Source organism: Bradyrhizobium huanghuaihaiense (assembly GCF_025200885.1).
Classification (GTDB): Bacteria; Pseudomonadota; Alphaproteobacteria; order Rhizobiales; family Xanthobacteraceae; genus Bradyrhizobium; species Bradyrhizobium huanghuaihaiense.
Genome location: NZ_CP104172.1, coordinates 2,854,125 through 2,877,446 on the forward strand (window position 1 = coordinate 2,854,125; position 23,322 = coordinate 2,877,446).

Here is a 23,322-nt window from a genome sequence, read left to right on the forward strand (position 1 = left end):
CCGCGGGCGCTCAGTAGATTTACCGATACAAGGACGATGGCTCCTCGGCAAAATCAGGTCCGGTGAAGTCGATCGGTGATCATCTCATGCCGACGCTCAGGACAATGGTTATTGCCGGCGCGGCATCGCTGCTGCTGGCGGCCTGCGAAAGGGAAGCGGCCAGCGACGTCGCGCCGGCGCCACGCCCGGTTCGCACGACGACGATCGAGAAGCGGGAGTCGCCGACGCCGTTCGTCTTCACTGGACATGTCGAAGCCGAAGACGAGATCAGCGTTGCGTTCCGAATTTCGGGGCGGCTGCTCGCGAACAACACCAGGCTCGGCGAGCGCGTCGAGGCCGGCCAGCTTCTGGCGCAACTGGAATCGCAGAATGAAGTGAACGCGCTGCGTCAGGCGCAAGCGGCTCTCGCCGCCGCGCAAGGACAGCTCACCCAGGCCCGCAATCATTTCGAACGTCAGCAGACATTGCTCGCGCAGGGATGGACCACGCGCGCCAATTTCGAGACGGCAACGCAGGCGCAACAGACGGCCCAGTCCCAGGTCGACGCGGCCGAGGCCCAGTTGAGCGCCGCCCACGACCATGTCAACTTCACCGAGGTGCGGGCCGATGCGCCCGGCAAGATCACCGAGACGGGGCCCGCCGCCGGCGAGGTGATCCAGGCCGGACAGACCATTGCCCGGATTGCGCGGCAGGATGGCCGCGATGCTGTCTTCGAGGTCCCTGCCCAGCTGGTGCGAGCGGCTCCCGCCAATCTGCAAGTGACCGTCAGCCTGACGGACGATCCGGCAGTGACCGCGCAAGGGCGCATCCGGCAGGTTGCCGCGCAGGCAAACCCGGTCACACGGACCTTCGAGGTGAGGGTGGGACTCAGCGATCCGCCCGCCGCGATGCGGCTGGGGGCCACGGTGATCGGTCGCGCCGTGGCGAGCGCCGGACCGATGATCGACATTCCCGCAACTGCGCTGACCAGGATGAACCAACAGCCGGCCGTCTGGATCCTCGATCCCCTGACCAAGACGGTCTCTGCCCGGAACGTCGACGTGCTGCGATTCGATCAGGCACAGGTGATCATCTCGCATGGGCTCGACGCTGGCGAGATCGTCGTGACCGCGGGCGTTCAGGCACTTCACCCGGGGCAGAAGGTGCGCGTGCTCGGGTCGGAGCCATGACCGGCTTCAACCTCTCGGAATGGGCGCTCGAGCGCCGCTCGCTCGTCATCTATCTCATGCTCGTCGCCGTGCTCGCCGGCGGACTGTCCTATGTCCGCCTCGGCCGGAACGAGGACCCTGCATTCACCATCAGGACCATGGTCGTCCAGGCGGCGTGGCCAGGGGCGACGGCCGCAGAGACGATGAAGCAGGTGACGGAGCGGCTCGAGCGTCAACTGCAGGAGACGCCGCATCTCGACTTCCTGCGCAGCTTCACCCGGCCCGGCCTCACCACGATCTTCGTGAACCTGAAGGGGAGCGCCAACGCACGAGATGTCTCCGACACCTGGTATCGGGTGCGGAAGACGATCGGGGACATTCGCCATACGCTCCCTGCGGGGGTTGTCGGCCCGGCATTCGACGACGATTTTGGCGACACTTTCGGCATCGTCTACGGCTTCACCAGCGACGGGTTTACCGAGCGCGAGCTGCGTGACCGGGTCGAGGCGATCCGATCGCGTCTCCTGGGCGTGCCCGACGTTGCGAAGATCGAGCTGCTGGGCGCGCAGGACGAAGTGATCTTCGTCGAGTTCTCCAAGAAGGAGCTCGCAAATCTCGGCGTCGATCGGACAGCTCTGATCGCCGCTCTGCAGGCTCAGAATGTCGTGATGCCGACCGGGACGATCCAGACCGGCTCCGAGCGAATCTCGCTTCGGGTGTCAGGAAGCTTCCAGTCTGAGCAGGACATCGCCGGCATCAACTTCGCGGCCAGCGGTCGCATGCTCCGCCTGAGCGATCTTGCGACGGTGCGGCGCGGCTATGCGGATCCGCCGCAGCCGCTGTTCCGGGTCAACGGCCATCCGGCAATCGGGCTCGCGATCGCCATGCGCGACGGCGGCGATATCCTCGCTCTCGGCAGGAACGTCAAAGCTGCGATGGCGGCCATCACCGCCGACCTGCCGATCGGAATCGAGCCGAGCCTGGTTGCCGATCAGGCCGTCGTGGTGGACAAGGCGATCGGCGAGTTCATGACCTCGCTGGTGCAGGCGATCGCCATCATTCTCGCGGTGAGTTTCGTCAGCCTTGGCCTGCGTCCCGGCCTCGTCATCGCACTGGCGATTCCGCTCACGCTTGCCATCGTGTTTCCGACCATGGACCTTCTCCGCATCGATATGCAGCGAATATCGCTCGGCGCTCTCATCATCGCACTCGCGCTGCTGGTCGACGACGCCATGACGACCACAGATGCCACGCTCAACCGGCTGGCGCTGGGCGACAGCAAGATGGCGGCTGCGAGCTATGCTTTCCGCACCCATGCGCTCGCCATGCTGGCCGGTACGCTGGTGACCATCGCCGGCTTCATTCCGGTCGGCTTTGCCGCCAGCGCCGCCAGCGAATACACGTTCTCGCTGTTCGCAGTGGTCGCGATCGCACTGCTGGCATCGTGGTTCGTCGCGGTCATCTTCGCGCCGCTGCTGGGTGTCGCCATCCTTCTGCCGCCCAAGCAGACGGGCGCTCCGGCTCCCGGAGCGGTCTTCCGGCTGTATCGGCGCTTTCTGGTGTTGGCGATCCGCGCCAAATGGCTGACGCTGGGCGGGACGGCAGCGCTCTTCGTTGCATCCATGCTCGCGCTTCCGCTGATTCCGCAGCAGTTCTTTCCCTTGTCCGACCGGCCGGAGCTGCTCGTCGACATCAGCCTGCCGCAGAACGCCTCGATCTATGCCAGCGAAGCTGCGGCCAGGCGCCTGGACAAGGCGCTGACCGGCGATCCCGACGTTGCGCATTGGAGCACCAATGTCGGCCGCGGCGCGATCCGCTTCTATCTGCCTCTCAGCGTCGAGCTGCCGAACGAGTTCTTCACCCAGGCCGTCGTCGTCGCCAGAAGCGTTGCGGCGCGTGAGCGCTTGCATGCAAAGCTGGAGCGGTTCCTGGCGAATGAATTCCCGAACGCGATCTCGTCGGTTTCGCCGCTCGGTCTCGGCCCCCCGGTTGGATGGCCGTTGCAATATCGCGTCAGCGGCCCCGACGTCGAGCGAGTCCGCGACATCGCGCTCGAGGTGGCGCGGATCCTCGGCTCCGACCCCAGCGCCAGGAGCACGAACTTCGACTGGATGGAGCCGGATCGCCAGGTGCGCATCCGCGTCAATCAGGATGAGGCACGCCTTCTCGGTCTGAGTTCACAGGCGATCTCCACCGTCCTGAACACCGTGATCTCCGGTACGCCCGTCACACAGGTTCGGGACGACATCTATCTGGTCAACGTGGTGGTCCGCGCGACCGACGAACAGCGTGTCTCGTTGGCGAGCTTGCGAACGCTGCAGGTGCCGATCCCCGGTGGGCGGACCGTTCCGCTGAGCCAGTTTGCCTCCTTCGAGTACGATCAGGAATTCCCCTTGATCTGGCGGCGCGACCGCGTGCCCACCCTGACGGTGCGAGCTGCCATTCCCGACGGGGTACTGCCGGAAAGGATCGTCAATACGCTGGCGCCCGCCATCGCCAAGCTGAGGACGACGCTGCCGCCGTCCTATGATGTCGTGGTCGGCGGCACCGTGGAGGAGAGCCGGAAATCCCAGGCCTCCGTCATGGCGGTCGTGCCGGTGATGCTGTTTGTCATGTTCACGGTTCTGATGGTCCAGGTGCAGAGCTTCCCGCGGCTATTGATGGTCGTCAGCGTTGCACCGCTTGGTCTGATTGGCGTGGTCGCGGCGCTGCTCCTGTCAGGGCGGCCGCTGGGTTTCGTCGCCATTCTCGGCGTCCTCGCGCTGCTCGGGATGATCAGCAAGAACGCGGTGATCCTGATTGGGCAGATCGAGGCCGAACGCGCGCAAGGGAAGGGACCCTGGGAGGCCGCGGTCGATGCCAGCAGCTCCCGCTTTCGTCCGATCATGCTGACGGCGGTCTCCACCGTCCTCGGCATGATTCCGATTGCGCCGACTGTCTTCTGGGGGCCGATGGCCTTTGCGATCATGGGCGGGCTGCTCGTCGCAACCGTTCTGACGCTCGTCTTTCTGCCGACCTTGTATGTGGCCTGGTCGGGCGGAAAGGAGCCGGTCGCGGCTCCCGAAGCGGCGAGCGTGGCCTGAGCGTCGGGCCGTGAGGGTAATCCCGGACTCCGACTAGGTAATCACCTGATAGGCCGCCATCATGCCTGGGCGCATGGTTCGGCCTCGGAATGAGCAGGCCGATCGGTCACGGCATCGGTCATCGTTCGCGGTTCGAGGTCTCCCCATGACTGCGACGCCAACGGTCCAAAAGCTTTCGTTGTTCGCACTGACGGCAATGGTCGTCGGCTCCATGGTCGGTTCAGGCATCTTCTCGCTGCCGCGGACGTTCGGCATCGCCACCGGCCCGTTCGGCGCCATCTTCGCCTGGTGCATCGCAGGCGGCGGCATGTACACGATGGCGCGCGTGTTTCAGACTCTGGCCGAGCGAAAGCCGGATCTCGATGCCGGCGTCTACGCCTACGCGAAGGCAGGTTTCGGCGACTATCCCGGCTTCCTGTCGGCGCTCGGCTACTGGACCGGCAGCTGCATCGGCAACGTGTCCTACTGGGTCCTGATCAAGTCGACGCTCGGCGCGTTCTTTCCCGTGTTTGGCGACGGCAATACGGTCACCGCGATCATCGTCGCCTCGATCGGGATCTGGCTATTCCACTTCATGATCCTGCGTGGCGTGCAACAGGCCGCGGCGATCAACACCATCGTCACCGTCGCCAAGATCGTGCCGATCCTGATCTTCATCGTCATCCTGGCGTTTGCCTTCAAGGCCGATCTGTTCCGCGCCAATTTCTGGGGCGGCGAGGGGATGCCGGACAAGGGTCTGTTTGATCAGATCCGCGCGACCATGCTGGTCACGGTGTTCGTCTTTCTCGGGATCGAGGGGGCCAGCGTCTATTCCCGCTACGCCAAGGAGCGGTCCCATGTCGGCGTCGCGACGATCATGGGCTTCGCGGTCGTTACGACCCTCATGGTGCTCGTGACGATGCTGCCCTATGCCGCGTTGCCGCGCGCGGAGATCGCCGACGCGCGGCAGCCGTCGATGGCGACGGTGCTGGAGGCGGTGGTCGGGCATTGGGGCGCCGTGTTCGTCAGCATCGGACTTCTGGTCTCGGTGCTCGGAGCCTATCTCGCCTGGTCGCTGATTTGCGCCGAGGTGCTCTCCGCCGCGGGCCGTACCAGGGATATGCCGCGCGTGTTCGGCACCGAAAATGCCAACAAGGTGCCGGCCGCAGCGCTCTGGCTCACCAATATCGTCGTGCAGCTGTTCGTCATCAGCACGTACTGGTCGCGGGATGCCTTCGCGTTGATGCTCAATTTGACGAGCGTCATGAACCTCATTCCGTTCTTCCTGGTGGCCGCTTACGGGCTCCTGCTGGTCAAGCGGGGCGAGACCTACGAAAAGAGCCCGGGCGAACGGCGACGCGACCTGATCTTCACCGGCATCGCCGTCGTCTACACGCTGTTCCTGATCTATGCCGCCGGGATGAAATATCTGCTCCTGTCGGCGATCCTCTACGCTCCCGGCACGGCGCTGTATTTCTGGGCGCGCCTCCAGCAGAAGGCGAAAATCTTCACGTCGATCGATTGGGTCATCTTCATCGCAGCCGTGATCGGCGCCGTGGTCGGGATTCATGGCCTGGCCACCGGCTACATCACCATCTAGGCGAGGCATCTCCCATGGCGACAGCACAGGCGTCGGATTCAAGGATCCCGTTCGGTGTTCATTCGGAAGTCGGTCAGCTGCGCAAGGTGATGGTCTGCTCGCCGGGCCGCGCGCATCAGCGCCTCACGCCCACGAACTGCGATACTTTGCTGTTCGACGACGTGCTGTGGGTCGACAATGCCAAGCGCGATCATTTCGACTTCGTGCAGAAGATGCGCGACCGCGGCATCGATGTCGTCGAGATGCACAATCTGCTCACCGACACCGTGGCCATTCCGGAGGCCAGGAAGTGGATTCTCGACAACCAGGTCGTTCCCAACCAGGTCGGGCTCGGGCTGATCGACGAGCTGCGCAGCTATCTGGAAAGCCTCAAGCCTCGTGAGCTGGCGGAGACCCTGATCGGCGGACTGTCGACCCACGATTTTCCCGAGGCCCATGGCGGCGAGATGCTTCGGCTGATTCGGGAAGCGGCGGGCATGACCGAATATCTGCTGCCGCCGCTTCCGAACACGCTGTATACACGCGATACTACCTGCTGGATCTATGGCGGCGTGACCCTGAACTCGCTGTTCTGGCCGGCGCGCCATGAGGAGCCGATCCTCGCCGCTGCCATCTACAAGTTCCACCCGGACTTCGCCGGCAAGGTCAATGTCTGGTGGGGAGATCCGACGCAGGATCACGGCCTCGCCACGCTGGAAGGCGGTGACGTGATGCCGATCGGCAGGGGCAACGTTCTGATCGGACTGAGCGAGCGGACCTCGCGGCAGGCGATCAGCCAGCTTGCTGCGGCGCTGTTCAGGAAGAAGGCGGCCGAGCGGGTGATCGTGGCGGCGATGCCCAAGCTCCGCGCTGCGATGCATCTCGATACCGTCTTTACCTTCGCCGACCGCGATTGCGTGCTGCTCTATCCCGATATCGTCAACAACATTACCGCATTCTCCTATCGGCCCGCGGACAATCCGGCCGGCCTCGAATTGCGCAAGGACGAGAAGCCCTTCGTCGACGTCGTCGCAGAAGCGCTCGGCCTGAAGAAGTTGCGCGTCGTGGAGACCGGCGGGAACGCGTATCTGCGCGAGCGGACCCAGTGGGACAGTGGCGCCAATCTCGTCTGCGCGTCCCCCGGCGTCGTATTCGCCTATGACCGCAACACCTACACCAACACGCTGCTGCGCAAGGAGGGGATCGAGGTGATCACCATCGTCGGCGCGGAACTCGGACGGGGACGCGGCGGTGGTCATTGCATGACGTGCCCGATCATCAGAGATGCGGTTGACTACTAGGCGTGCGCGGTCTGGCGGCCTGCACCAACGCTGGTTGAGCGCATCAACCAGTGATTTAAAATTGTGACATTAACACGCCACAATCATTGCGCAGCGTGACGCGAAACCGGTCTGCGCAGCGGCATCGGAGGTGGGGCGCCATGCGAAGCTCTGGATTTCTTCTGCCGATCGTCGGCATGACCGTCCTCGGCTTACTCGGTGCGGGCACAGCCGGGGCGGCGGACCTTGATCTCACCGAGTTCAAGACGGGCCCGATTGCCGCTGTACCCTACTATTCCGCACCGTCCTGGAGTGTCGTCGGTTCCGTTTCGCCGACCTTCACCGACAACGCGCTCTTTACCCGCGACAATCGCAAATCGGACATCTATTACGAGCCGGACGTCAGCGTCAGGCTCGACGGAAACCTCACCAATGATCTGTCCTACCGGCTCTATGCACGGGCCCAGTACGAGGCCTTTTCGCGGGAGAAGGATGGCAACTTCGCCGTGGCGCGCATGGGCGCGCGTCTGACCGAGAATTTTAACGGCTGGCGCTTCTCTGCCATCTATGAAAATCGCTATGATTTCGACGGGGTCTACCGCGACCTCGCATTCACGTCCCATGATGTGATGGGCTCGGTGGCGCGCGACTTCCGCATCGACAACGCGATTTTCTCGCCGCTGCTGCTGCTGACCTATCGGTTCTCAGACCTCGCGGAAGCGCGCCGCTGGCGCTTTGACGCAGTGCTCGGCATCGAGGTCAAGCTTGATCCCAGATGGTCGATCGTGAGCACACCGCTGTTCGAGGCTTACTGGTTCACCGACGGGCTCAATAGCGGCCGCCAGGATCAGCTCTATTCGGCTGATGTGGGCCTGAAGTATAATTTCGCCAGCAATGTGTCACTCACGACCACCGTGCTATACGAAGCGCGAACGTCGAACGTTCCGTTGCGGCGGTACAGGGACGTTCGCATCGGCCCTCGCCTGGATTTCGCCTTTTGAGTGAGACCTGAAAGATGCCCGCAAGACGCCTGTTGACGCTGACCTGCATCGTCGCCGGAAGCCTTGCGGCATCGATGGCGGTCGCCGATCCGCGCGATGCGGTGGATCGAGGCCAGCGTCTCGATACCGATGCGCTTCGGGATGATGCCGCGATACACCGTCTGAAGCAGCCGTCGCATCCTCTCGATCTTGCGCCGACTCGTCCCGCACCAGCGGCGAAGGCGGTGAGGAAGAAGAAGCCGGGCACGAGCAGCAGCCGCTAGGCTGGTCGCGCATCCGTGGCCAGCGGGCCGGGAATGTTGCTGGCAAATTGCGGCAGGCTTGCTGCTGCGTATCGGAGCAACCACGTTGCCACAGTGACCTCGCGGCCATCCACATCTTGATTTTGAATCTCTGTTGCATCGGATTTGACGTCGCGGGCGTGGCACAAACTGCATATTGCCCCGTGCTGAAAACATGCCTCACGAATTCGAGATTTCAATCTGGAAATTATACTACCTGATGGTGTGGTCGCGCGACGGGGTGTATGATTGGTCGGCCCCAATGGCGTGCGTCTTCCGGATCCGGTGGCGGATGTCTCGCCGGTGGGGCGGGGAGGGGACCTGCGATATAGTCGCCGATATCGGGCGTCGCCGGAATATAGTGAGTGCGTACCGTGAAGCCACATGGCTGCCCCGACAGTGAGTCGGATCGAACCGGTCTGAAAAACTGGTTGCGCATAGGTTCGCAAGAATCGATCGACGAGCTCTATTGGACGTCTTCGGCAGATCTGCTCTTCGCCGCGCGTCCGTCGTTCCGCGGACACTTCGCCTATGAGGGAATCAATCCGGCATTCGAGTCCCAGCTCGGCGTATCGTCGGAAGACGTCAGCGACATGGACGTCTTCGACTGCATGAGCGCGGACGACGCAAGGTCCGTCTGCGAGGCGCTTCAGGCCGGCCTCGCGGAGGGAACGGAGGTCAGGATCCGCCAGCGGCTCGCGCTTGGCGGGTCGCCGCGGGCGATGGAAACGACGGTCACGCCGATCGTGGACGGCGGCGTGGTCCGGTTGATCGGCAGCCACCGCGAGCTGCGCAACGGTCCTTTCGAGCACGCCGCCGCATGCGACGATGGACTCGATATCGACGTCGGCCTGCTCGCCATTCAGGAAGGCATCCAGCAACGGATCGCCTCCGATCTGCACGACTCGACCTGTCAGCATCTGATCGCCGCCAGCCTCGGCCTGATGCGGATGCGGAGCAATGTGGGCGACGCGGCCCTCGCGGAACGGCTCTGCGACGAAATTGACGCGTCGATCGACGAAGCCCTCCGGGAGCTCCGCGCCTTTGCCTATCTCCTGCATCCGCGGAATCTGGCGGGTGAGGGATTGAAGGCCGCGATCGAGCGATACGCGGAAGGATTTGCGGCGCGCACTTCGTTGCGCGTGACCGTGAACATCGTGCCGGATGTCGATCGGCTGCCGTATGAAACGAAGCGTTCGCTGCTGCGCGTCGTTCAGGAGGGGCTCACGAACGTCTACCGCCATGCGAAGGCGACGGAGGTGGCCATCGCCCTCGACCTTGCCGACAGCCGCTTCGTGCTGACGATCAGCGACAATGGACGCGGTCTTCCCGATGTGGTCGGGCGCGGCCACAAGGCGGTATCGGTCGGGGTCGGCATTCCCGCGATGCGGGTGAGGCTGCATGAGATCGGAGGTACGCTCGACATCCGGTCCAGCCGGACCGCGCCACTTTCCGGAACCATCCTGTGCGCGATGTTTCCGCGTCGCTTTGCGGCGAACAGGCGGAACCGGCGAAGAGCCACGACCATCATGAGGGCCCACGCAGGCACACGATCAGCGAAAGAACACTAGCCCGCGGCGGCAGGCCGGATGGGCGGCCGAACCGCCGTGAAGGATTGGGAGCGTGCTGCCATGAAACGAATTCTCATAGCTGACGATCACGAAGCGGTGCGGTCTGGCTTGCGTGCGGTGCTCGAACAGCGGGCGGATTGGGAGGTGGTGGCCGAGGTCACCGATGGCGGCCGGGCGGTCGCTGCGGCGATCGAGAGCCAGCCTCACGTCGCCATCCTCGATTTCTCGATGCCCCGCATGACCGGCGTGGAGGCGGCGCGGCGGATCAAGGACCATCCATTGCAGACCGAGGTCCTGATCTTCACCGTGCACAATTCGGGCCTGATCGCGCAGCAGGCATTCGAGGCCGGCGCGCGTGCGTTCCTGGTCAAGTCGGACGCCAACAAGCTGCTGCTTGCGGCGGTCGAGGCGTTGCTGCTGCACCGGCCGTTCTGCACCACGAGCTGCGTGACGGAATTCGACCGCGGCTCGGGCGCCAACGGCGAGCGGCATCACGAGCTGACGGCGCGCGAGCAGCTCGTGGTCAAGCTGGTTGCGGAAGGCTACAGCAACAAGGGGATCAGCGCGATCCTCAATCTTAGCGTCAAGACAACCGAGGCGCATCGGGCGGCTGCGATGCGCAAGCTCGAGGTGAATTCGACGGCGGGCCTCGTCCGATACGCGGTCCGGACCGGGCTGGTCGAGGCCTGAACGGTGACGTCGGCGAACCGACCCTGGGCGTCAGTACCTTCGCCGGGACATCTCAGGGTTTTGTTGGATAACGCTGGCCGCGGGGCGCCGTATGATCGTTCGAGCCTACGGCCGGTCACTGCCGTTGTCCGCCCGGTCGGATAGGAGCCGGCAAACGGGAACGATGTCGTGAAACGCATCTTGATTGCGGATGATCATGAAATCGTACGTTCCGGCCTGCGCGCGATCGTTGGAACGCGGTCCGACTGGATCGTGAGCGGAGAGGCCACCAACGGCGAGCAGGCCGTCGCGCTGGCGCTCGAAACCCGACCGGACATCGTGATTGTCGATTACTCCATGCCGATCATGAACGGCCTGGAGGTCAGCCGCCGCCTCAGGACGCTGCACGTGCGAACGGAGGTGCTGATCCTGACCATGCACGAAAGCGAGGAGCTCCTGACGGAGGCCATCCTGGCCGGCATTCGCGGCTTCCTGTTCAAGTCCGATGCCCGCAAGCACCTGATTTCCGCTATCGAAGCCTTGCTCGACGGCAGGCCCTACTTCACCAGCGTGCTGCTGGAGAAGCTGCTGCATGATTACCAGGCGAACAAGCAGAACCGGGCCGACATGCTGCTGACATCACGCGAGCAGAGCGTGGTCCAGCTGATCGCGGAAGGGAATACCAACAGATCCATCAGCGCGATCCTGAATCTGAGCGTGAAGACCGTCGAGACCCATCGCGCCTCGGCCATGCGCAAACTCAGAATGTCGTCCACCGCCGAGCTGGTGCGCTATGCCGTCCGCAAGAAGCTGGTCTCACCCTGAACCCATGCTGATGTGGCGCACCGCTTCGGTGCGTATGACGACCTTTTCTAGAAATCCGAGACCTTTCCGACCGCAAGTCCGGCAAAGCGATCCGGCCGATAGGATTGGGGATCGACGATCGGCGCGGCGCCGGTCACAATGTCCGCGATGAGGTGCCCGGCTCCCGGACCGATACCGAAGCCGTGGCCGCTGAAGCCCGCGGCCAGGACCAATCCAGGCAGGCCGGACGTCTCTCCGATGACCGGCACGCCATCGGGCGTCGAGTCGATGTAGCCGCCCCACGCGGCGTTGATCCTGGTGTTCTTCAGGGCGGGCAGCAGCTCGAGTGCCCGCCGATGCGTGAGCGCGATCGTGTTCCGATCGGGTGTGGGATCCAGAATGCGCATGCGCTCCATCGGTGTCGGCTCGCTCACGCGCCAACGCTGCAGCGTTTCGTGTCCGGACCTGACGCCTTCGAGGCCGCCCGGGAGCAGACTGCGCCAGCGCCGCAGAAACATCGGCAGGAATTGCGGGCCGAAGCGCAGCTGTTGCGCAGTCGGATCGACCCGGCCCCGGCCGCTGATGGCGAGCGTATAGCCGCCATCGCCACGTTTCGTCACCGAAACAGCGGCAGTGTGGAGTGCATCCGGCAAGCCCTTCGCACCTTGCGACACCGACAGGATGGACGAGCGGATCGAGGCGAGTGGCAGACGGATGCCGGCCTGATGGCAGAACGACGACGACCACGCGCCGCCCGCCAATATGGCGATACGCGTGCGAATCGTACCGCGCTCCGTCACGACCGCGCTCACGCAGCCGCCCTCGATCTCTAGCCCGCGCGCTGCGCACATCTGATGCACCGTGCCCCCGCGCCTGAGCATCGCCCGCGCCACCGCCGGCGCAGCCTCGGCGGGATCGGCGATGCCGTCGGTCGGCGAGAACACGCCACCCTTCCAGGCGCGTCCCGTCGCCGTGCCGCGCCGGGTCGCCGCGGTCGCATCGAGCATGTGCGTGGTGACGCCGGCCGTCCGCGCGAAGTCGCGCCAGCGCGCCCAGCCCTCGAGCTCCGCCTCGTCGTTGCTGAGATACAGAAGGCCGCAGCGGGAGAAGCCGGTGCTCTCGCCGCTCTCACTCCCGAACTTCTCCCACAGGTCCAGGCTCTTCGTGGCCATCGGCAGCTCGCGGGCATCGCGATTTTGCTGCCGGCACCAGCCCCAGTTGCGGCTGGACTGCTCGGCCCCGATTCGTCCCTTCTCCACGAGGGCGACGCCAAGCCCCCGCAGGGTGAGATAGTAAGCTGCGAACACCCCGATGATGCCGCCTCCGATGACCACCACGTCGGCGCTATGGGGAAGATCCGGCGAGGTCTCGATATGGCTGAGTGGGGCAGGCATCCTGGTTTCCTAGATTTCGCTCGTCACAGGGTAAATCGCCCATCGGCGCGAGCGGCACTGGATTTGATGGTAGTCCAGCATTTTATGCTGTATCCTCAAGGCATCGCAAAACCACGTTTTTCTCGAACAATATGACTTCGATGGGAAACGATGGTTGCGGGCAAGGTGAGCCTTTAGCTCATTGCACCAAATTTTCTGTTGTGCCTTCTGGCGCCTGCTCGATGGAGAGAGACCAATGAAGCTGGATCGGATCGACATCAAGATCCTCCACGAACTCCAGAAGAACGGTCGCATCACCAATGTCGAGCTTGCCGAGCTGGTGAATCTGTCGCCCAGCCCGTGTCTCATGCGCGTGAAGAGACTGCAGGCCGAGGGCTACATCGAGGGGTATTCCGCCCAGATCAACGTGCGCAAGCTGGGACAGACGCTGACGGTGTTCACCGAAGTGACGCTGAAGAACCATCGACAGATCGACTTCGCCCGCTTCCTGTCGGCGGTCGACAAGGTCGACCAGCTGATCGAATGCCATCTGGTCTCGGGAGGGTACGACTACATGCTGAAGTTCGTCACCGCCAGCATCGGCGAGTACCAGACGATCATGGAACGGTTGACGGACATGGATATCGGCATCGACAAGTATTTCAGCTTCGTCGTCCTCAAATCGCCCATCGTCCGGTCGCAGATGCCGCTGACCAGCCTGTTTCCGGCTTGATGCCGGCTGCGCCTACGGATGGCCATAGGCCCGGACCTGTTCGGCATCCCGTTCCAGATTGTCGAGCCAGCGGGTATCGAGCTTAGGCACCGAAGAGAACAGCAGCCGCGTATAAGGGTGCTCCGGTGCTGCCAGGCGGGTTGACGCGATCTGTTCGACCTTCTGACCGCGATACATCACGATGATTTCGTCGCAGATCGCCTCGACCACCGACAGGTCATGGCTGATGAAGATGTAGGAGATGCCGAGTTCGCGCTGCAACTCCTTCAGCAGCTCGACCACCGCGGCCGCCACGACCGTGTCGAGGGCCGATGTGATCTCGTCGCACAGGATGAGCGTCGGTTCGGCGGCGAGTGCCCGGGCAAAGTTCACGCGCTGTTTCTGGCCGCCTGACAGCTCTCCCGGCAATCGATGCCGCACGGATTTGGGCAGCCGAACCAGATCGAGCAGCTCGTTGACGCGCGCATCGCGCGTCTTGCCTCTCATGCCGTGGTAGAAGGCGAGGGGACGCCTCAGGATGTCTTCCACCGACTTTGCGGGGTTGAGCGCGGTGTCCGCGTGCTGGAACACGATCTGGATCTGGCGGAGCTCGTTGCGGGTGCGGTTGCGGCCGGCCTTCCCCAACTCGCGCCCGTTGAAGATGATGTCGCCGGCATGGGCCGGCAGGATGCCGGCAATCGCCCGGGCAAGCGTCGACTTGCCGCAGCCGGATTCGCCGATGATGCCGAGATTCCGCCCCTGATCGAGCTTGAGACTGACCGCCTGCACGGCCTTGATCAGCGGCTGTCCATCGCGCGAGCGAGGTCCGTAGCCGACCGTGAGATTGTCGACCTCCAGCAACGGGCGCTTCGTCGCGCTCTCGCCGTCAGGCTCCCGTTGCTGGGCCTTTGGCCTGAACGCGGCCAGCAGCTCCCTGGTGTAGGGGTGCTGGCCCCCCTCGAGGATATCGTTGGTCGCTCCCATTTCTTGGACCGTACCGTCCTTGAGCACGACGATCCTGTCGGCGATCTGGGCAACGACCGCAAGATCGTGCGAGACGTAGACGCCGGCGATGTTGTGCTGCGCCGTGACGGACTTGAAGGCCCGCAGCACCTCGACCTGCGTCGTGACATCGAGCGCCGTGGTGGGCTCATCGAAGATGACCACCTTCGGCTGGCCGATCAGGGCCATCGCGGCGGCAAGGCGCTGCAGCTGACCGCCGGAGACCTGGTGCGGGTAGCGGTTGCCGATCGTTTCGGGGTGCGGCAGCGACAGGGCCTTGAAGAGCAAGAGGGCTTTTGCCTGTGCCTCAGTGGCCGACATGAGCCTGTGGATCCGCGCCACCTCGATGACCTGGTCCATGATGGTGAGCGCAGGGTTGAACGCGGCCGCGGCGCTCTGCGGCACATAGGCGACGCCCGTCCCGCGAATGCCGGCGCGTTCCGCTTCCGAAAGCTTCACCATGTCGACGCCGCCCACCCGCACCTCGCCGCCGGTGATCGCGCAGCCCTGCCGGGCGTAGCCCATCAGCGTCATGGCAATCGTGGTCTTGCCCGAGCCGCTCTCGCCGATGAGGGCGACGATCTCGCCTTCGGCAATGTCGAGGCTGACGCCCTTGATGATCTCGACCCGCCTGCCGGCGTCGGTCGTTGCCTCAACCCTGAGGTTGCGGATCTCGACGAGGTTTCCCGTCATTCGGCGCTCCGGTCGCGGATCCTGCGCGGCAGGTTATCGATCAGAAGGTTGACGCTGATGGTGAGACTTGCGATCGCGAGCGACGGGAAGATCACCGCCGCCGCGCCAAAGGGCAGCCCGCCGATGTTCTCGCGAACCAGTGCGCCCCAGTCCGCGTAGGGCGGTTGCACGCCGAGCCCGAGAAAGGACAGGCCGGAGAGCAGCAGCACGATGAAGACGAAGCGCAGGCCGAGATCGGCGAGCACGGGGCCGAGAATGTTTGGAAGAATCTCGGAGGCGATGAGATAGGGCAGGCGTTCGCCTCTGATACGGGCGACCACCATGAAGTCCATCGTATTGACGTTGACGGCGAGGGCGCGAGCGAAGCGATAGGCGCCGGGCGTATAGATCACCGAGAGCGTCGCAATGAGTGCCGGGATCGACGAGCCGACCGCGGCGACCACGACGAGCCCGAACAGCTTGCTGGGAATAGAGTTGAGCGCATCGAGAAAGCGGCTCAGCATGCTGTCGCACCAACCTCCGGCGACTGCCGCAGTCATGCCGAGCGCGACGCCGCTGAAGCAGGCAATGGAGACGGCCGCAAGCGAGATGCCAAGCGTATAGCGCGCGCCCATCAGGATGCGCGAGAAGATATCCCGGCCGAGATAATCGGAGCCGAACCACAGGTCCCGGCTCATGGGGCCAAAATAGTCGGCGTCGACGATCTCGCCCACGGAATGCGGGATGATCTGCGGAGCGAACAGGGCGACGCCGGTCCAGAGGAGGATGATGCCAAGGGCCGACACGCCCACGAGATTGAAGCGATAGCCCAAGCGCATGCTGAGCCGGCCTGACGAAGTCGGATTCGTCATCGGAGCCTCGGATTGGACACGACCGCAATGATGTCGGCGGCCGTGATCAGTGCCAGATAACCCAGGCAGAAGATCATCGCGCAGGTCTGGATCAGTGGCAGGTCACGGGTCGAAACGGCATCGACCATCAGCTTAGCCACGCCGGGATAGTTGAAGATGGTCTCCACGATGATGACGCCGCCGAGCAGGTACGACAGCGAGAGCGCGACCGCATTGACGATGGGGCCGAGCGCATTGGGCAGGGCATGTCGCAGCACGAGCCGGGGACGCGAGGCGCCCTTGAGCAGCGCCATCTCGACATAGGGTGTGTTCAATGTTTCGACCACGGCGGCGCGTGTCATGCGGATCATCTGCGCGGAAACGCCGAACGTGAGTGTCATGACCGGCATCGCGTAGATCCGCACCAGGTCATGGAACGACTTGACCTCGTTGGTGAGAGAAAGCGCCGGCAGCCATTTGAGGTAGACCGCGAAGAGCAGCACAGCCAACGTTGCGATCATGAACTCCGGCACCGAGATGATGCCGATGGTTCCGACGGTCACGATGCGGTCGTACAGCGTGCCGCGCCACATCGCAGCGGTGATGCCGAGCGTCAGCGCAAGAGGGACTGCGATCGCGGCAGTCAGTCCAGCCAGCTTCATCGTATTGACGAACCGTCCGCTGATCAGAGTAGCGACCGGGGCATTGTTTGCATAAGACTTGCCGAAATCGCCTTGGAAGAGGCCGGCGATCCATCTCAGGAAGCGGATGATGGCGGGATCGTCGAGATGCATGGCCTTGCGCAGGCCCTCGACGGCTTCAGGCGTCGCGGACTGCCCGAGCAGGATGGTGGCAGTGTCGCCGGGCAGGAGCGCGGTCGCAAAGAAGACGGCGAAGGAAACGATTACGAGCGTGATCAAGGCGATGAGTAGCCGCCTCACCACAAGCGACGAAACTTGTCCTCTCACATTCGTTCTCCACGCCCCCCGTCATTTCATTCAGCTCGGGCTCCAATCTCGGGATCCCGAGGCGTGACCTCGCCGTGCGCCGGTCAGGCGGTCAGCCAGACATATTCGGCGAAGGCGTATCCCATCATGCCGCCGAGCGGGTTGGGCTGCAGTCCCTTCAGCTTGGCGGTGATGGCGTCCACGTTGGAGATATAGGCCGGAATGATGGTCCCGGCTTGTTCCGACACCAAGACCTGCATTTCATTGTACATCTCGCGCCGCTTGGCCTGATCGAGCGAGCCGCGGGCCTCGACCAGCATCTTGTCGAATTTCTCCGAGACGAAGCGGCTCTCGTTCCACGCCGCATCCGACTTGTAGAGCAGGGAGAACAGGATGTCGGGTGTCGGACGCGGGTTGATATTGCCGAAATGGATCGGCGCCTTCAGCCAGTAGTTGCTCCAGTAACCATCGGAGGGCACGCGCTTCACATCGAGCTTCATGCCGATCTGGGCGGCGCTTGCTTGGACGATCATGGCCATGTCGATCGACGAACCGGCCGCCTCGGAAGCGATGACCTCGATGGTCTGACCCAGCACGCCGGCCTTCTGGAAATGGAATTTTGCCTTGTCCGGATCGAACGATTTCGGCTTGAGGGCCGCATTGTGGTAGGCGTTGGCGGGCGAGACGGGTTGGTCGTTGCCGACGACGCCGAAGCCGCGCAGAGCCGATTTGACGATCTGCTCGCGGTTGACGAGGTATTTCATGCCCTCCACGAAATCGCTGACGTTGCCGGGCGCCATGTCCATGCGGATGTTCAGGTCGGTGTAGGTGCCCGACGTGGTCGTCGACAGCGCAAGGCCATCCTTGCCGTCGAGGAGGCGCACCGATCGTGGGTTGATCGAGGCGGCGAGATGAATGTCCCCGGACAACAGGGCATTGATCCGCGCGTTTTCGTCCGGAATCGCGAAGAACTCGAATGAATCGACATTCGACCCTCCCTTGAAGTAGTTCGGATTCCGCACGCCGATCGAGCGTTCGCCGGGGGTAAACTGCTTGCACGTGAAGGCGCCGGTGCCGTTGCCCGAGGAGAAGTCGGTGGTGCCGTCGGCCACGATCATGAAGTGATGCATGGACAGGATCGTCGGCAGGTCTGCGTTGGGATTCGCCAGCGTCACCTCGAGGGTGCTCTTGTCGACGGCCTTGAAGCCGGTCATCTGGGACGCGATCGCAGCGACCTTCGATCCGGTCGCCTTGTCCAGATGGCGCTTCAGCGAGAAGATGACGTCGTCGGCGCTCAGCTCCTTGCCGTTGTGGAAGGTGACGCCCTTCTTGAGCTTGATCGTCCAGGTCTTGGCATCGCCGCTCTCGATCGATTCGGCGAGCTCCATCTGGGGCACGCCGGTCTGGTCGAGAAATGTCAGGCGATTGTAGAAGGAGCAGCAGCGAACATAGTCGGTCGAGAGCGAGGCCTTGGCCGGGTCCAGCGTGTCGGCGGTCGAGGAGGACCAGGCCGCGGCTTTCAAGGCGCCGCCTTTCACGGGTGTCGCCGCCACCGCTTCCGACGCGCGGCCGAAGATCGTGCCGGCTGCCGCCATGGCCACGCCATTAGCGAGCATCAGCTTCAGAAGATCGCGGCGCGAAGCCCCGCGCCGAATGGCGTTCTCGATCGTGGCATCGTCTGAACAGGACCAGTTCGTCGTGTCGCTCATGTCAATCCCCTCGCTGGCTAAGGCTACGACCCGTACTGCGGTGAGCGGCAGATTGTTCTGCCGCGCCGTTGTGGTGGATGCCGGCGTGGTCCGTCGTAACGACGGTGCCCTGTCTCCACTCAGAACTGCACTTCTTTCCTGCGATCAAAGTCTCGCAGGATAGTTCGGCGGCTTTGGCCGAAAAACCCGCGAGCCGCGGCACAAAATTGCGAAGATGTCTCTGTTTCCAGTGTTTCGGACCTGCCTCCAGCCCGCTCGTTGTGCGTGCCTATTATTATCGCAGTGCGGCGCGAACTTCGGCATCAGCCAGAGTATCGTCCAGTGTCCTGGCGGTGCGCTCGATGATGGCGTCGATCTCGGACTCGGAGCAGCAGAGCGGCGGGGCGTAACCCAGTACGCCGGTGGGGAAAGCCCGGATGACGAGGCCGTTCTTCCAGGCGCGGTCGAAGATGCGCTTCGCCGGCTCGGCCGCGGCAGGAAGCGGCGTCTTGCGTTGCTTGTCGGTGACGAGTTCGACGGCGGCCAGCATGCCGCGGCCGCGCACGTCTCCAACCAGGGGATGATCCCTGAGCGATTGAAGCCCAGCGATCAGACGCGCACCCGCTCTCGCGCCATTCTCGAGCAGGCCGTTTTCGTAGAGGCGCAACACTTCCAGCGCGACCGCGGCGCTGACTGGATGGGCGGAGTAGGTGTAACCGTGGCCGACGGCGCTGGAGCCTGCGGCATCGGCAATCGCGTCGTAGACGTGATCCGACATGAAGACCGCGCCCATAGGGACGTATCCCGAGGTCAATCCCTTTGCGACCGTCATGAGATCGGGGATGATGTCGTCCTCGCTGCATGCGAACAGCGGCCCGGTTCTGCCGAACCCGGTGATGACCTCGTCTGCGACGAAGAGGATGCCATGCGCCTTGCACCGCGCGCGCATGGCCTTCATCCAGCCCTTTGGTGGTACGAGCACGCCACCTGAGCCCTGGATCGGTTCGGCATAGAACGCGGCGACGCGTTGCGTGCCGCCGATCTCCTCGATCTTCGCGTCGAGCGCGGCGAGCGAGGCTGCGATGATGGCGTCGTCGTCCCCGCCGGCCGGATTGCGATAGGCATAATGCGAGGGAATCCGGTGCTGCCAGCTCAGCGGCACGCCGAATCCGGCATGGAAGGCGGGCAGGGCCGTCAGCCCGGCACCGACGGTTGAAGACCCGTGATAGCCCTGTTCCACCGAGATGAAATGCTCGCGCAGCGGCTCGCGCCGGGCGTGCCAGTAATAGCGGACGAAGCGGACCGTGCTGTCGACGGCGTCCGAACCGCCGAGCGTGAAATAGACATGGTTGAGGTCGCCGGGCGCGCGCTGCGCCAACTCGGCCGCAAGGCGGATCGCGGGCTCCGAGCCAAGGCTGAAATAGCCCGTCGCGTAGGGAAGCTCCCGCATCTGGCTGGCAGCGGCCGCAACGATGCTCTCGTGTCCGTAGCCGGCATTGACGCACCAGAGGCCGGCGAAGCCGTCGATCAGCTGATGTCCGGAAGCATCCGTCACGGTCGCTCCCCTGGCCGACGTGAGAACCTTGACGCCGGCCGCTTCGTGACCCCGGTAGGATGCGACCGGGTGGATGAGGTGAGCCCGGTCGAGCTCGACGAGCGAATTGCTCAGCATCAAAGTCTCCGTCTATCCAAAAGCCTGGCTGGCGAGGGCGAATGTCGTGAATGTCGTGGATGTGGAGGGACTGGACTGAACCGCGACGGGGCGCTGCATGGCGATGCCGTCGCCCACCTGGACCAGCCCGTGCTCGGAGAGCCAGGCGCTCAATTGCGAGGCTTCGGCAGTATCGACGCGAACGAAACGCCCTTCGCTTCGGGCCATGAAGAAGCTGAGCAGGGCTTTTCCGTCATCGACATTCGCTGCAATCACAGGTCCGATCACTTCACCTCTACCGAAGGCACGCGACGCCGCAAATCCGGTGACCCCGCGGCCGCGATCGAGCACGGCCAGTTGGCCAACCTCCGCGAGCGTCCGCAGCAGACATCTGCGGTCGGCGCCGAACGCGCTTCGGTCGAGCTCGATGATGCCGAAGATGTCGTGCGGCCCGGCCGGCCGGACATTGACGGGCGTGGCGACGGGCAAGACCATTCCCTGGTGCTGGGTGATCGTTCCGGTCCTGTGAAAGCCGAGTTTTTGATAGAGCGGCAGGCCCTCGCCGGTCGCAACCAGCCTCAGCGCGCGCAATCCCGCCTGCTCGATGATTGCTTCCATGAGCTGGCGTCCCAATCCGCGGCCGCGGGCGGATTCATCGACGATGACCATGTTGACGGTCGCGACATCCCGTTTGTAGGGCGTCATCAGGATCGTTCCGACAACGGTCGAAGCATCCGTATCCAGGGCGACGACCCCCGCGCTGAGGTCGAGCGCCAGTTGCCAGTCCTCGAGGCGGTGCGGCCATCCGGCTTGGCGCGAAAGACGTAACGCGCCCTCGAGATGGTCGGGGCGAAAGGCCGTGAGCGATATGGTGCTCTGGGTCATTGACTCGTGTTCCTGTCCGGCACCAGTTTCTTATCTCGGCGACGTGCAGATCGTCTGAAGGGCCCGGCGCGAACGATATCTTCCACCGCAGCCGACGAAAAAGCCGCATCTTATGCCGCGTTGACGTTCTATGGTTGCAGCCCTGACATTGCGCGAGCGCACCAGGATAGGATGATGAGCCAGTTTCGCCCGAAATACGTGACCTTCGACTGCTACGGCACGCTGACGAATTTCCAGATGGCGGAAGCGGCGCAGGATCTCTATCGCGCGCACCTTCCTGAAGCGCAAATGACCGCGCTCGTGCGCGATTTCGCGGCATATCGGCTCGACGAGATTCTCGGCGACTGGAAGCCCTATGCCGACGTGATCCATAACGCGCTGGAGCGTGCATGCAAGCGCAACGGCGTCGCCTTCAAGTCCGAGCACGGGCAGATGGTCTATGACCGCGTGCCGAGCTGGGGACCGCATCCCGACGTTCCTGCCGGCCTTGCCAAGGTCGCCAAGGAGATTCCGCTCGTCATTCTCTCCAACGCCATGAATGCGCAGCTTCCGTCCAACGTTGCCAAGCTCGGGGCGCCTTTTCACGCCGCGCTCACCGCCGAACAGGCCCGGTCCTACAAGCCTCGCATGAAGGGCTTCGAATTCATGTTCGACACGCTGGGTTGCGGGCCTGAGGACGTCGCGCACTGCTCCTCGTCCTTCCGCTACGACCTGATGACCGCGCACGACCTCGGCATCAAGAACAAGGTCTGGGTCAATCGGGGGCACGAGCCTGCCAATCCCTATTACGGCTACGTCGAGATCAAGGATATCGGCGGCCTGCCGGGTGTGTTCGGACTCTGAGCCGGCGGGATCTGCGGTGAAATACGTCTCCTATTGGCACGATACCGCACCGCGCTTTTCCGGCGGCGCCGAAGGCCCCGTCGAAGGGCATTATGAGGTCGCGGTGATCGGCGGTGGCTTCACAGGTCTCGGAGCCGCGCGCCAGCTCGCCAAGGCGGGAACGAAGGTTGTCGTGCTCGAGGCGGACCGGGTGATCGGCGGCGCATCGGGCCGGAACGGCGGGCATCTTAACAACGGTCTCGCCCACAGCTATCTCGCCGCCAAGGCGGAATTGGGCAAAGAGCGAGCCGTCGCGCTCTACCACGCGCTCGATGCCTCGATCGACACGCTCGAGGCGCTGATCGCGGAGGAGGGCATTGCATGCGATTTTCGCCGCGCAGGCAAGCTGAAGCTCGCCTCCAAGCCGAAGCATCTCGACGCCATCGCGCGCAATTTCGAAGCGATTCATCGCGAGGTCGATCCGGACACCGCATTGCTGTCTGCGGGGGATCTCGGCGCCGAAATCGGCTCGCCCTTCTTTGGCGCGATGCTCTCGAAGAAGAGCGCGATGATGCATATGGGACGCTATGGCATCGGGCTGGCCGAAGCCGCCAAGCGCCGCGGCGCGATCGTCTTCGAGCAGGCGCCAGTCACCGCGCAGGTGCGCGAGGGATCGCGCCATCGCCTGACCACACCTCGCGGCAGCGTCACCGCCGATCAGGTGCTGCTGGCGACAGGCGCCTACACGACGCCGAATTTCGGCTACTTCCGGCGGCGCCTCGTTGCCGTCGGCAGCTTCATCGTCGCGACCCGTCCGCTGGACGCGGCTGAAATCGCGGCCACCATGCCGGGCAACCGCACGTGCGTCACGTCGATGAATGTCGGCAACTATTTCCGCCTCGCGCCCGACAACCGTCTGATCTTCGGCGGACGGGCGCGCTTCTCGGCGACGTCGGACCAGCGTTCCGACGCAAAGAGCGGGGCCATTCTCGTCGACGGTCTCACGCGAACCTTCCCGCAACTCGCCGGCATCGAGATCGACTATTGCTGGGGTGGGCTTGTCGACATGACCAGCGACCGCTTCCCGCGCGCCGGCTATCAGGACGGGCTGTGGTATGCGATGGGCTATGCAGGTCACGGCGCGCAACTGTCGACCCATCTCGGCATGATCATCGCCGATGCGATGCTCGGACGCGAAGATCGAAATCCGATGAAGGACCTCGACTGGCCCGCGGTGCCCGGTCACTTCGGCAAGCCGTGGTTCCTGCCGCTGGTGGGATTGTACTACAAGATGCTTGATCGCGTGCAGTAGGGCGAAAGGGCT

The 23,322-nt window shown here is 63.8% G+C and carries 19 protein-coding genes; 12 read left to right on the plus strand and 7 right to left on the minus strand.

The genetic code is table 11. The features are described 5' to 3' along the window. Positions 1-86: 86 nt before the first annotated feature. From N2603_RS13480 to N2603_RS13520, 9 genes are all read left to right on the plus strand, one after another. On the plus strand, positions 87-1,169 hold the full coding sequence (locus N2603_RS13480; RefSeq protein ID WP_260389168.1) for an efflux RND transporter periplasmic adaptor subunit: 1,083 nt from the start codon (positions 87-89) through the stop codon (positions 1,167-1,169). Next, positions 1,166-4,231, plus strand: a complete 3,066-nt coding sequence (locus N2603_RS13485) for an efflux RND transporter permease subunit (RefSeq protein ID WP_260389169.1) — start codon at positions 1,166-1,168, stop codon at positions 4,229-4,231. Before N2603_RS13480 ends, N2603_RS13485 begins: the two co-directional genes overlap by 4 nt. Positions 4,232-4,376: 145 nt before the next feature. Next, positions 4,377-5,810 carry a basic amino acid/polyamine antiporter gene (locus tag N2603_RS13490; protein ID WP_018642559.1) on the plus strand — a complete coding sequence of 478 codons (1,434 nt, stop codon included), beginning with the start codon at positions 4,377-4,379 and terminating at the stop codon, positions 5,808-5,810. 14 nt (positions 5,811-5,824) lie between these two features. Further along, positions 5,825-7,090 carry an arginine deiminase gene (arcA, locus tag N2603_RS13495; protein ID WP_260389170.1) on the plus strand — a complete coding sequence of 422 codons (1,266 nt, stop codon included), beginning with the start codon at positions 5,825-5,827 and terminating at the stop codon, positions 7,088-7,090. A 176-nt stretch (positions 7,091-7,266) separates the two neighbouring features. Further along, on the plus strand, positions 7,267-8,070 hold the full coding sequence (locus N2603_RS13500; RefSeq protein ID WP_260389171.1) for an outer membrane beta-barrel protein: 804 nt from the start codon (positions 7,267-7,269) through the stop codon (positions 8,068-8,070). Between the two features lie 14 nt (positions 8,071-8,084). Next, complete coding sequence (locus N2603_RS13505; protein WP_260389172.1) at positions 8,085-8,333, plus strand: hypothetical protein; 249 nt, start codon at positions 8,085-8,087, stop codon at positions 8,331-8,333. 449 nt (positions 8,334-8,782) lie between these two features. Next, complete coding sequence (locus N2603_RS13510) at positions 8,783-9,922, plus strand: sensor histidine kinase (protein ID WP_260389173.1); 1,140 nt, start codon at positions 8,783-8,785, stop codon at positions 9,920-9,922. A gap of 60 nt (positions 9,923-9,982) precedes the next feature. Then, positions 9,983-10,612 carry a response regulator transcription factor gene (locus tag N2603_RS13515; protein WP_026311921.1) on the plus strand — a complete coding sequence of 210 codons (630 nt, stop codon included), beginning with the start codon at positions 9,983-9,985 and terminating at the stop codon, positions 10,610-10,612. 168 nt (positions 10,613-10,780) lie between these two features. Continuing rightward, positions 10,781-11,416, plus strand: coding sequence for a response regulator (locus tag N2603_RS13520; RefSeq protein ID WP_018642565.1), 636 nt, complete (start codon positions 10,781-10,783; stop codon positions 11,414-11,416). Between the two features lie 47 nt (positions 11,417-11,463). Here N2603_RS13520 and N2603_RS13525 read toward each other — a convergent pair whose 3' ends face one another. Further along, a complete protein-coding gene (locus N2603_RS13525) occupies positions 11,464-12,789 on the minus strand; it encodes an NAD(P)/FAD-dependent oxidoreductase (RefSeq protein WP_260389174.1) in 1,326 nt (441 codons plus the stop codon). 235 nt (positions 12,790-13,024) lie between these two features. Between N2603_RS13525 and N2603_RS13530 the strand changes: the two genes are divergently transcribed. Next, a complete protein-coding gene (locus N2603_RS13530; protein ID WP_211405921.1) occupies positions 13,025-13,501 on the plus strand; it encodes an Lrp/AsnC family transcriptional regulator in 477 nt (158 codons plus the stop codon). 12 nt (positions 13,502-13,513) lie between these two features. On the opposite strand, the gene N2603_RS13535 is transcribed toward N2603_RS13530, so the two are convergent. The 6 genes from N2603_RS13535 to N2603_RS13560 form a co-directional block, all read right to left on the minus strand. Next, positions 13,514-15,175 carry an ABC transporter ATP-binding protein gene (locus N2603_RS13535; protein WP_260389176.1) on the minus strand — a complete coding sequence of 554 codons (1,662 nt, stop codon included), beginning with the start codon at positions 15,173-15,175 and terminating at the stop codon, positions 13,514-13,516. Beyond that, on the minus strand, positions 15,172-16,026 hold the full coding sequence (locus tag N2603_RS13540; RefSeq protein ID WP_260389177.1) for an ABC transporter permease: 855 nt from the start codon (positions 16,024-16,026) through the stop codon (positions 15,172-15,174). Before N2603_RS13540 ends, N2603_RS13535 begins: the two co-directional genes overlap by 4 nt. Beyond that, complete coding sequence (locus N2603_RS13545; RefSeq protein WP_026311922.1) at positions 16,023-16,973, minus strand: ABC transporter permease; 951 nt, start codon at positions 16,971-16,973, stop codon at positions 16,023-16,025. Before N2603_RS13545 ends, N2603_RS13540 begins: the two co-directional genes overlap by 4 nt. 83 nt (positions 16,974-17,056) lie before the next feature. After that, positions 17,057-18,661, minus strand: coding sequence for an ABC transporter substrate-binding protein (locus tag N2603_RS13550; protein WP_260389179.1), 1,605 nt, complete (start codon positions 18,659-18,661; stop codon positions 17,057-17,059). Positions 18,662-18,935: 274 nt separating this feature from the next. Beyond that, the gene (locus N2603_RS13555; protein WP_260389180.1) at positions 18,936-20,312 is read right to left on the minus strand and encodes an aspartate aminotransferase family protein; all 1,377 of its coding nucleotides are present in this window, start codon (positions 20,310-20,312) and stop codon (positions 18,936-18,938) included. A 12-nt stretch (positions 20,313-20,324) separates the two neighbouring features. Further along, the gene (locus N2603_RS13560) at positions 20,325-21,176 is read right to left on the minus strand and encodes a GNAT family N-acetyltransferase (RefSeq protein WP_260389181.1); all 852 of its coding nucleotides are present in this window, start codon (positions 21,174-21,176) and stop codon (positions 20,325-20,327) included. Positions 21,177-21,350: 174 nt separating this feature from the next. On the opposite strand from N2603_RS13560, the gene N2603_RS13565 reads away from it, so the two are divergent. Both N2603_RS13565 and N2603_RS13570 read left to right on the plus strand, forming a co-directional pair. Then, positions 21,351-22,019 carry a haloacid dehalogenase type II gene (locus N2603_RS13565; protein ID WP_260389182.1) on the plus strand — a complete coding sequence of 223 codons (669 nt, stop codon included), beginning with the start codon at positions 21,351-21,353 and terminating at the stop codon, positions 22,017-22,019. A gap of 16 nt (positions 22,020-22,035) precedes the next feature. Further along, positions 22,036-23,310, plus strand: a complete 1,275-nt coding sequence (locus N2603_RS13570; RefSeq protein ID WP_260389183.1) for an NAD(P)/FAD-dependent oxidoreductase — start codon at positions 22,036-22,038, stop codon at positions 23,308-23,310. Positions 23,311-23,322 lie beyond the last annotated feature (12 nt).

Excerpts from the sequence above, each read along its gene's own strand:
- N2603_RS13480 (WP_260389168.1), top strand. The coding sequence starts at position 87 with ATGCCGACGCTCAGGACAATGGTTATTGCCGGCGCGGCATCGCTGCTG.
- N2603_RS13485 (WP_260389169.1), top strand. The coding sequence starts at position 1,166 with ATGACCGGCTTCAACCTCTCGGAATGGGCGCTCGAGCGCCGCTCGCTC.
- N2603_RS13490 (WP_018642559.1), top strand. The coding sequence starts at position 4,377 with ATGACTGCGACGCCAACGGTCCAAAAGCTTTCGTTGTTCGCACTGACG.
- arcA (WP_260389170.1), top strand. The coding sequence starts at position 5,825 with ATGGCGACAGCACAGGCGTCGGATTCAAGGATCCCGTTCGGTGTTCAT.
- N2603_RS13500 (WP_260389171.1), top strand. The coding sequence starts at position 7,267 with ATGACCGTCCTCGGCTTACTCGGTGCGGGCACAGCCGGGGCGGCGGAC.
- N2603_RS13505 (WP_260389172.1), top strand. The coding sequence starts at position 8,085 with ATGCCCGCAAGACGCCTGTTGACGCTGACCTGCATCGTCGCCGGAAGC.
- N2603_RS13515 (WP_026311921.1), top strand. The coding sequence starts at position 9,983 with ATGAAACGAATTCTCATAGCTGACGATCACGAAGCGGTGCGGTCTGGC.
- N2603_RS13525 (WP_260389174.1), bottom strand. The coding sequence starts at position 12,789 with ATGCCTGCCCCACTCAGCCATATCGAGACCTCGCCGGATCTTCCCCAT.
- N2603_RS13530 (WP_211405921.1), top strand. The coding sequence starts at position 13,025 with ATGAAGCTGGATCGGATCGACATCAAGATCCTCCACGAACTCCAGAAG.
- N2603_RS13535 (WP_260389176.1), bottom strand. The coding sequence starts at position 15,175 with ATGACGGGAAACCTCGTCGAGATCCGCAACCTCAGGGTTGAGGCAACG.
- N2603_RS13540 (WP_260389177.1), bottom strand. The coding sequence starts at position 16,026 with ATGACGAATCCGACTTCGTCAGGCCGGCTCAGCATGCGCTTGGGCTAT.
- N2603_RS13550 (WP_260389179.1), bottom strand. The coding sequence starts at position 18,661 with ATGAGCGACACGACGAACTGGTCCTGTTCAGACGATGCCACGATCGAG.
- N2603_RS13555 (WP_260389180.1), bottom strand. The coding sequence starts at position 20,312 with ATGCTGAGCAATTCGCTCGTCGAGCTCGACCGGGCTCACCTCATCCAC.
- N2603_RS13560 (WP_260389181.1), bottom strand. The coding sequence starts at position 21,176 with ATGACCCAGAGCACCATATCGCTCACGGCCTTTCGCCCCGACCATCTC.
- N2603_RS13565 (WP_260389182.1), top strand. The coding sequence starts at position 21,351 with ATGAGCCAGTTTCGCCCGAAATACGTGACCTTCGACTGCTACGGCACG.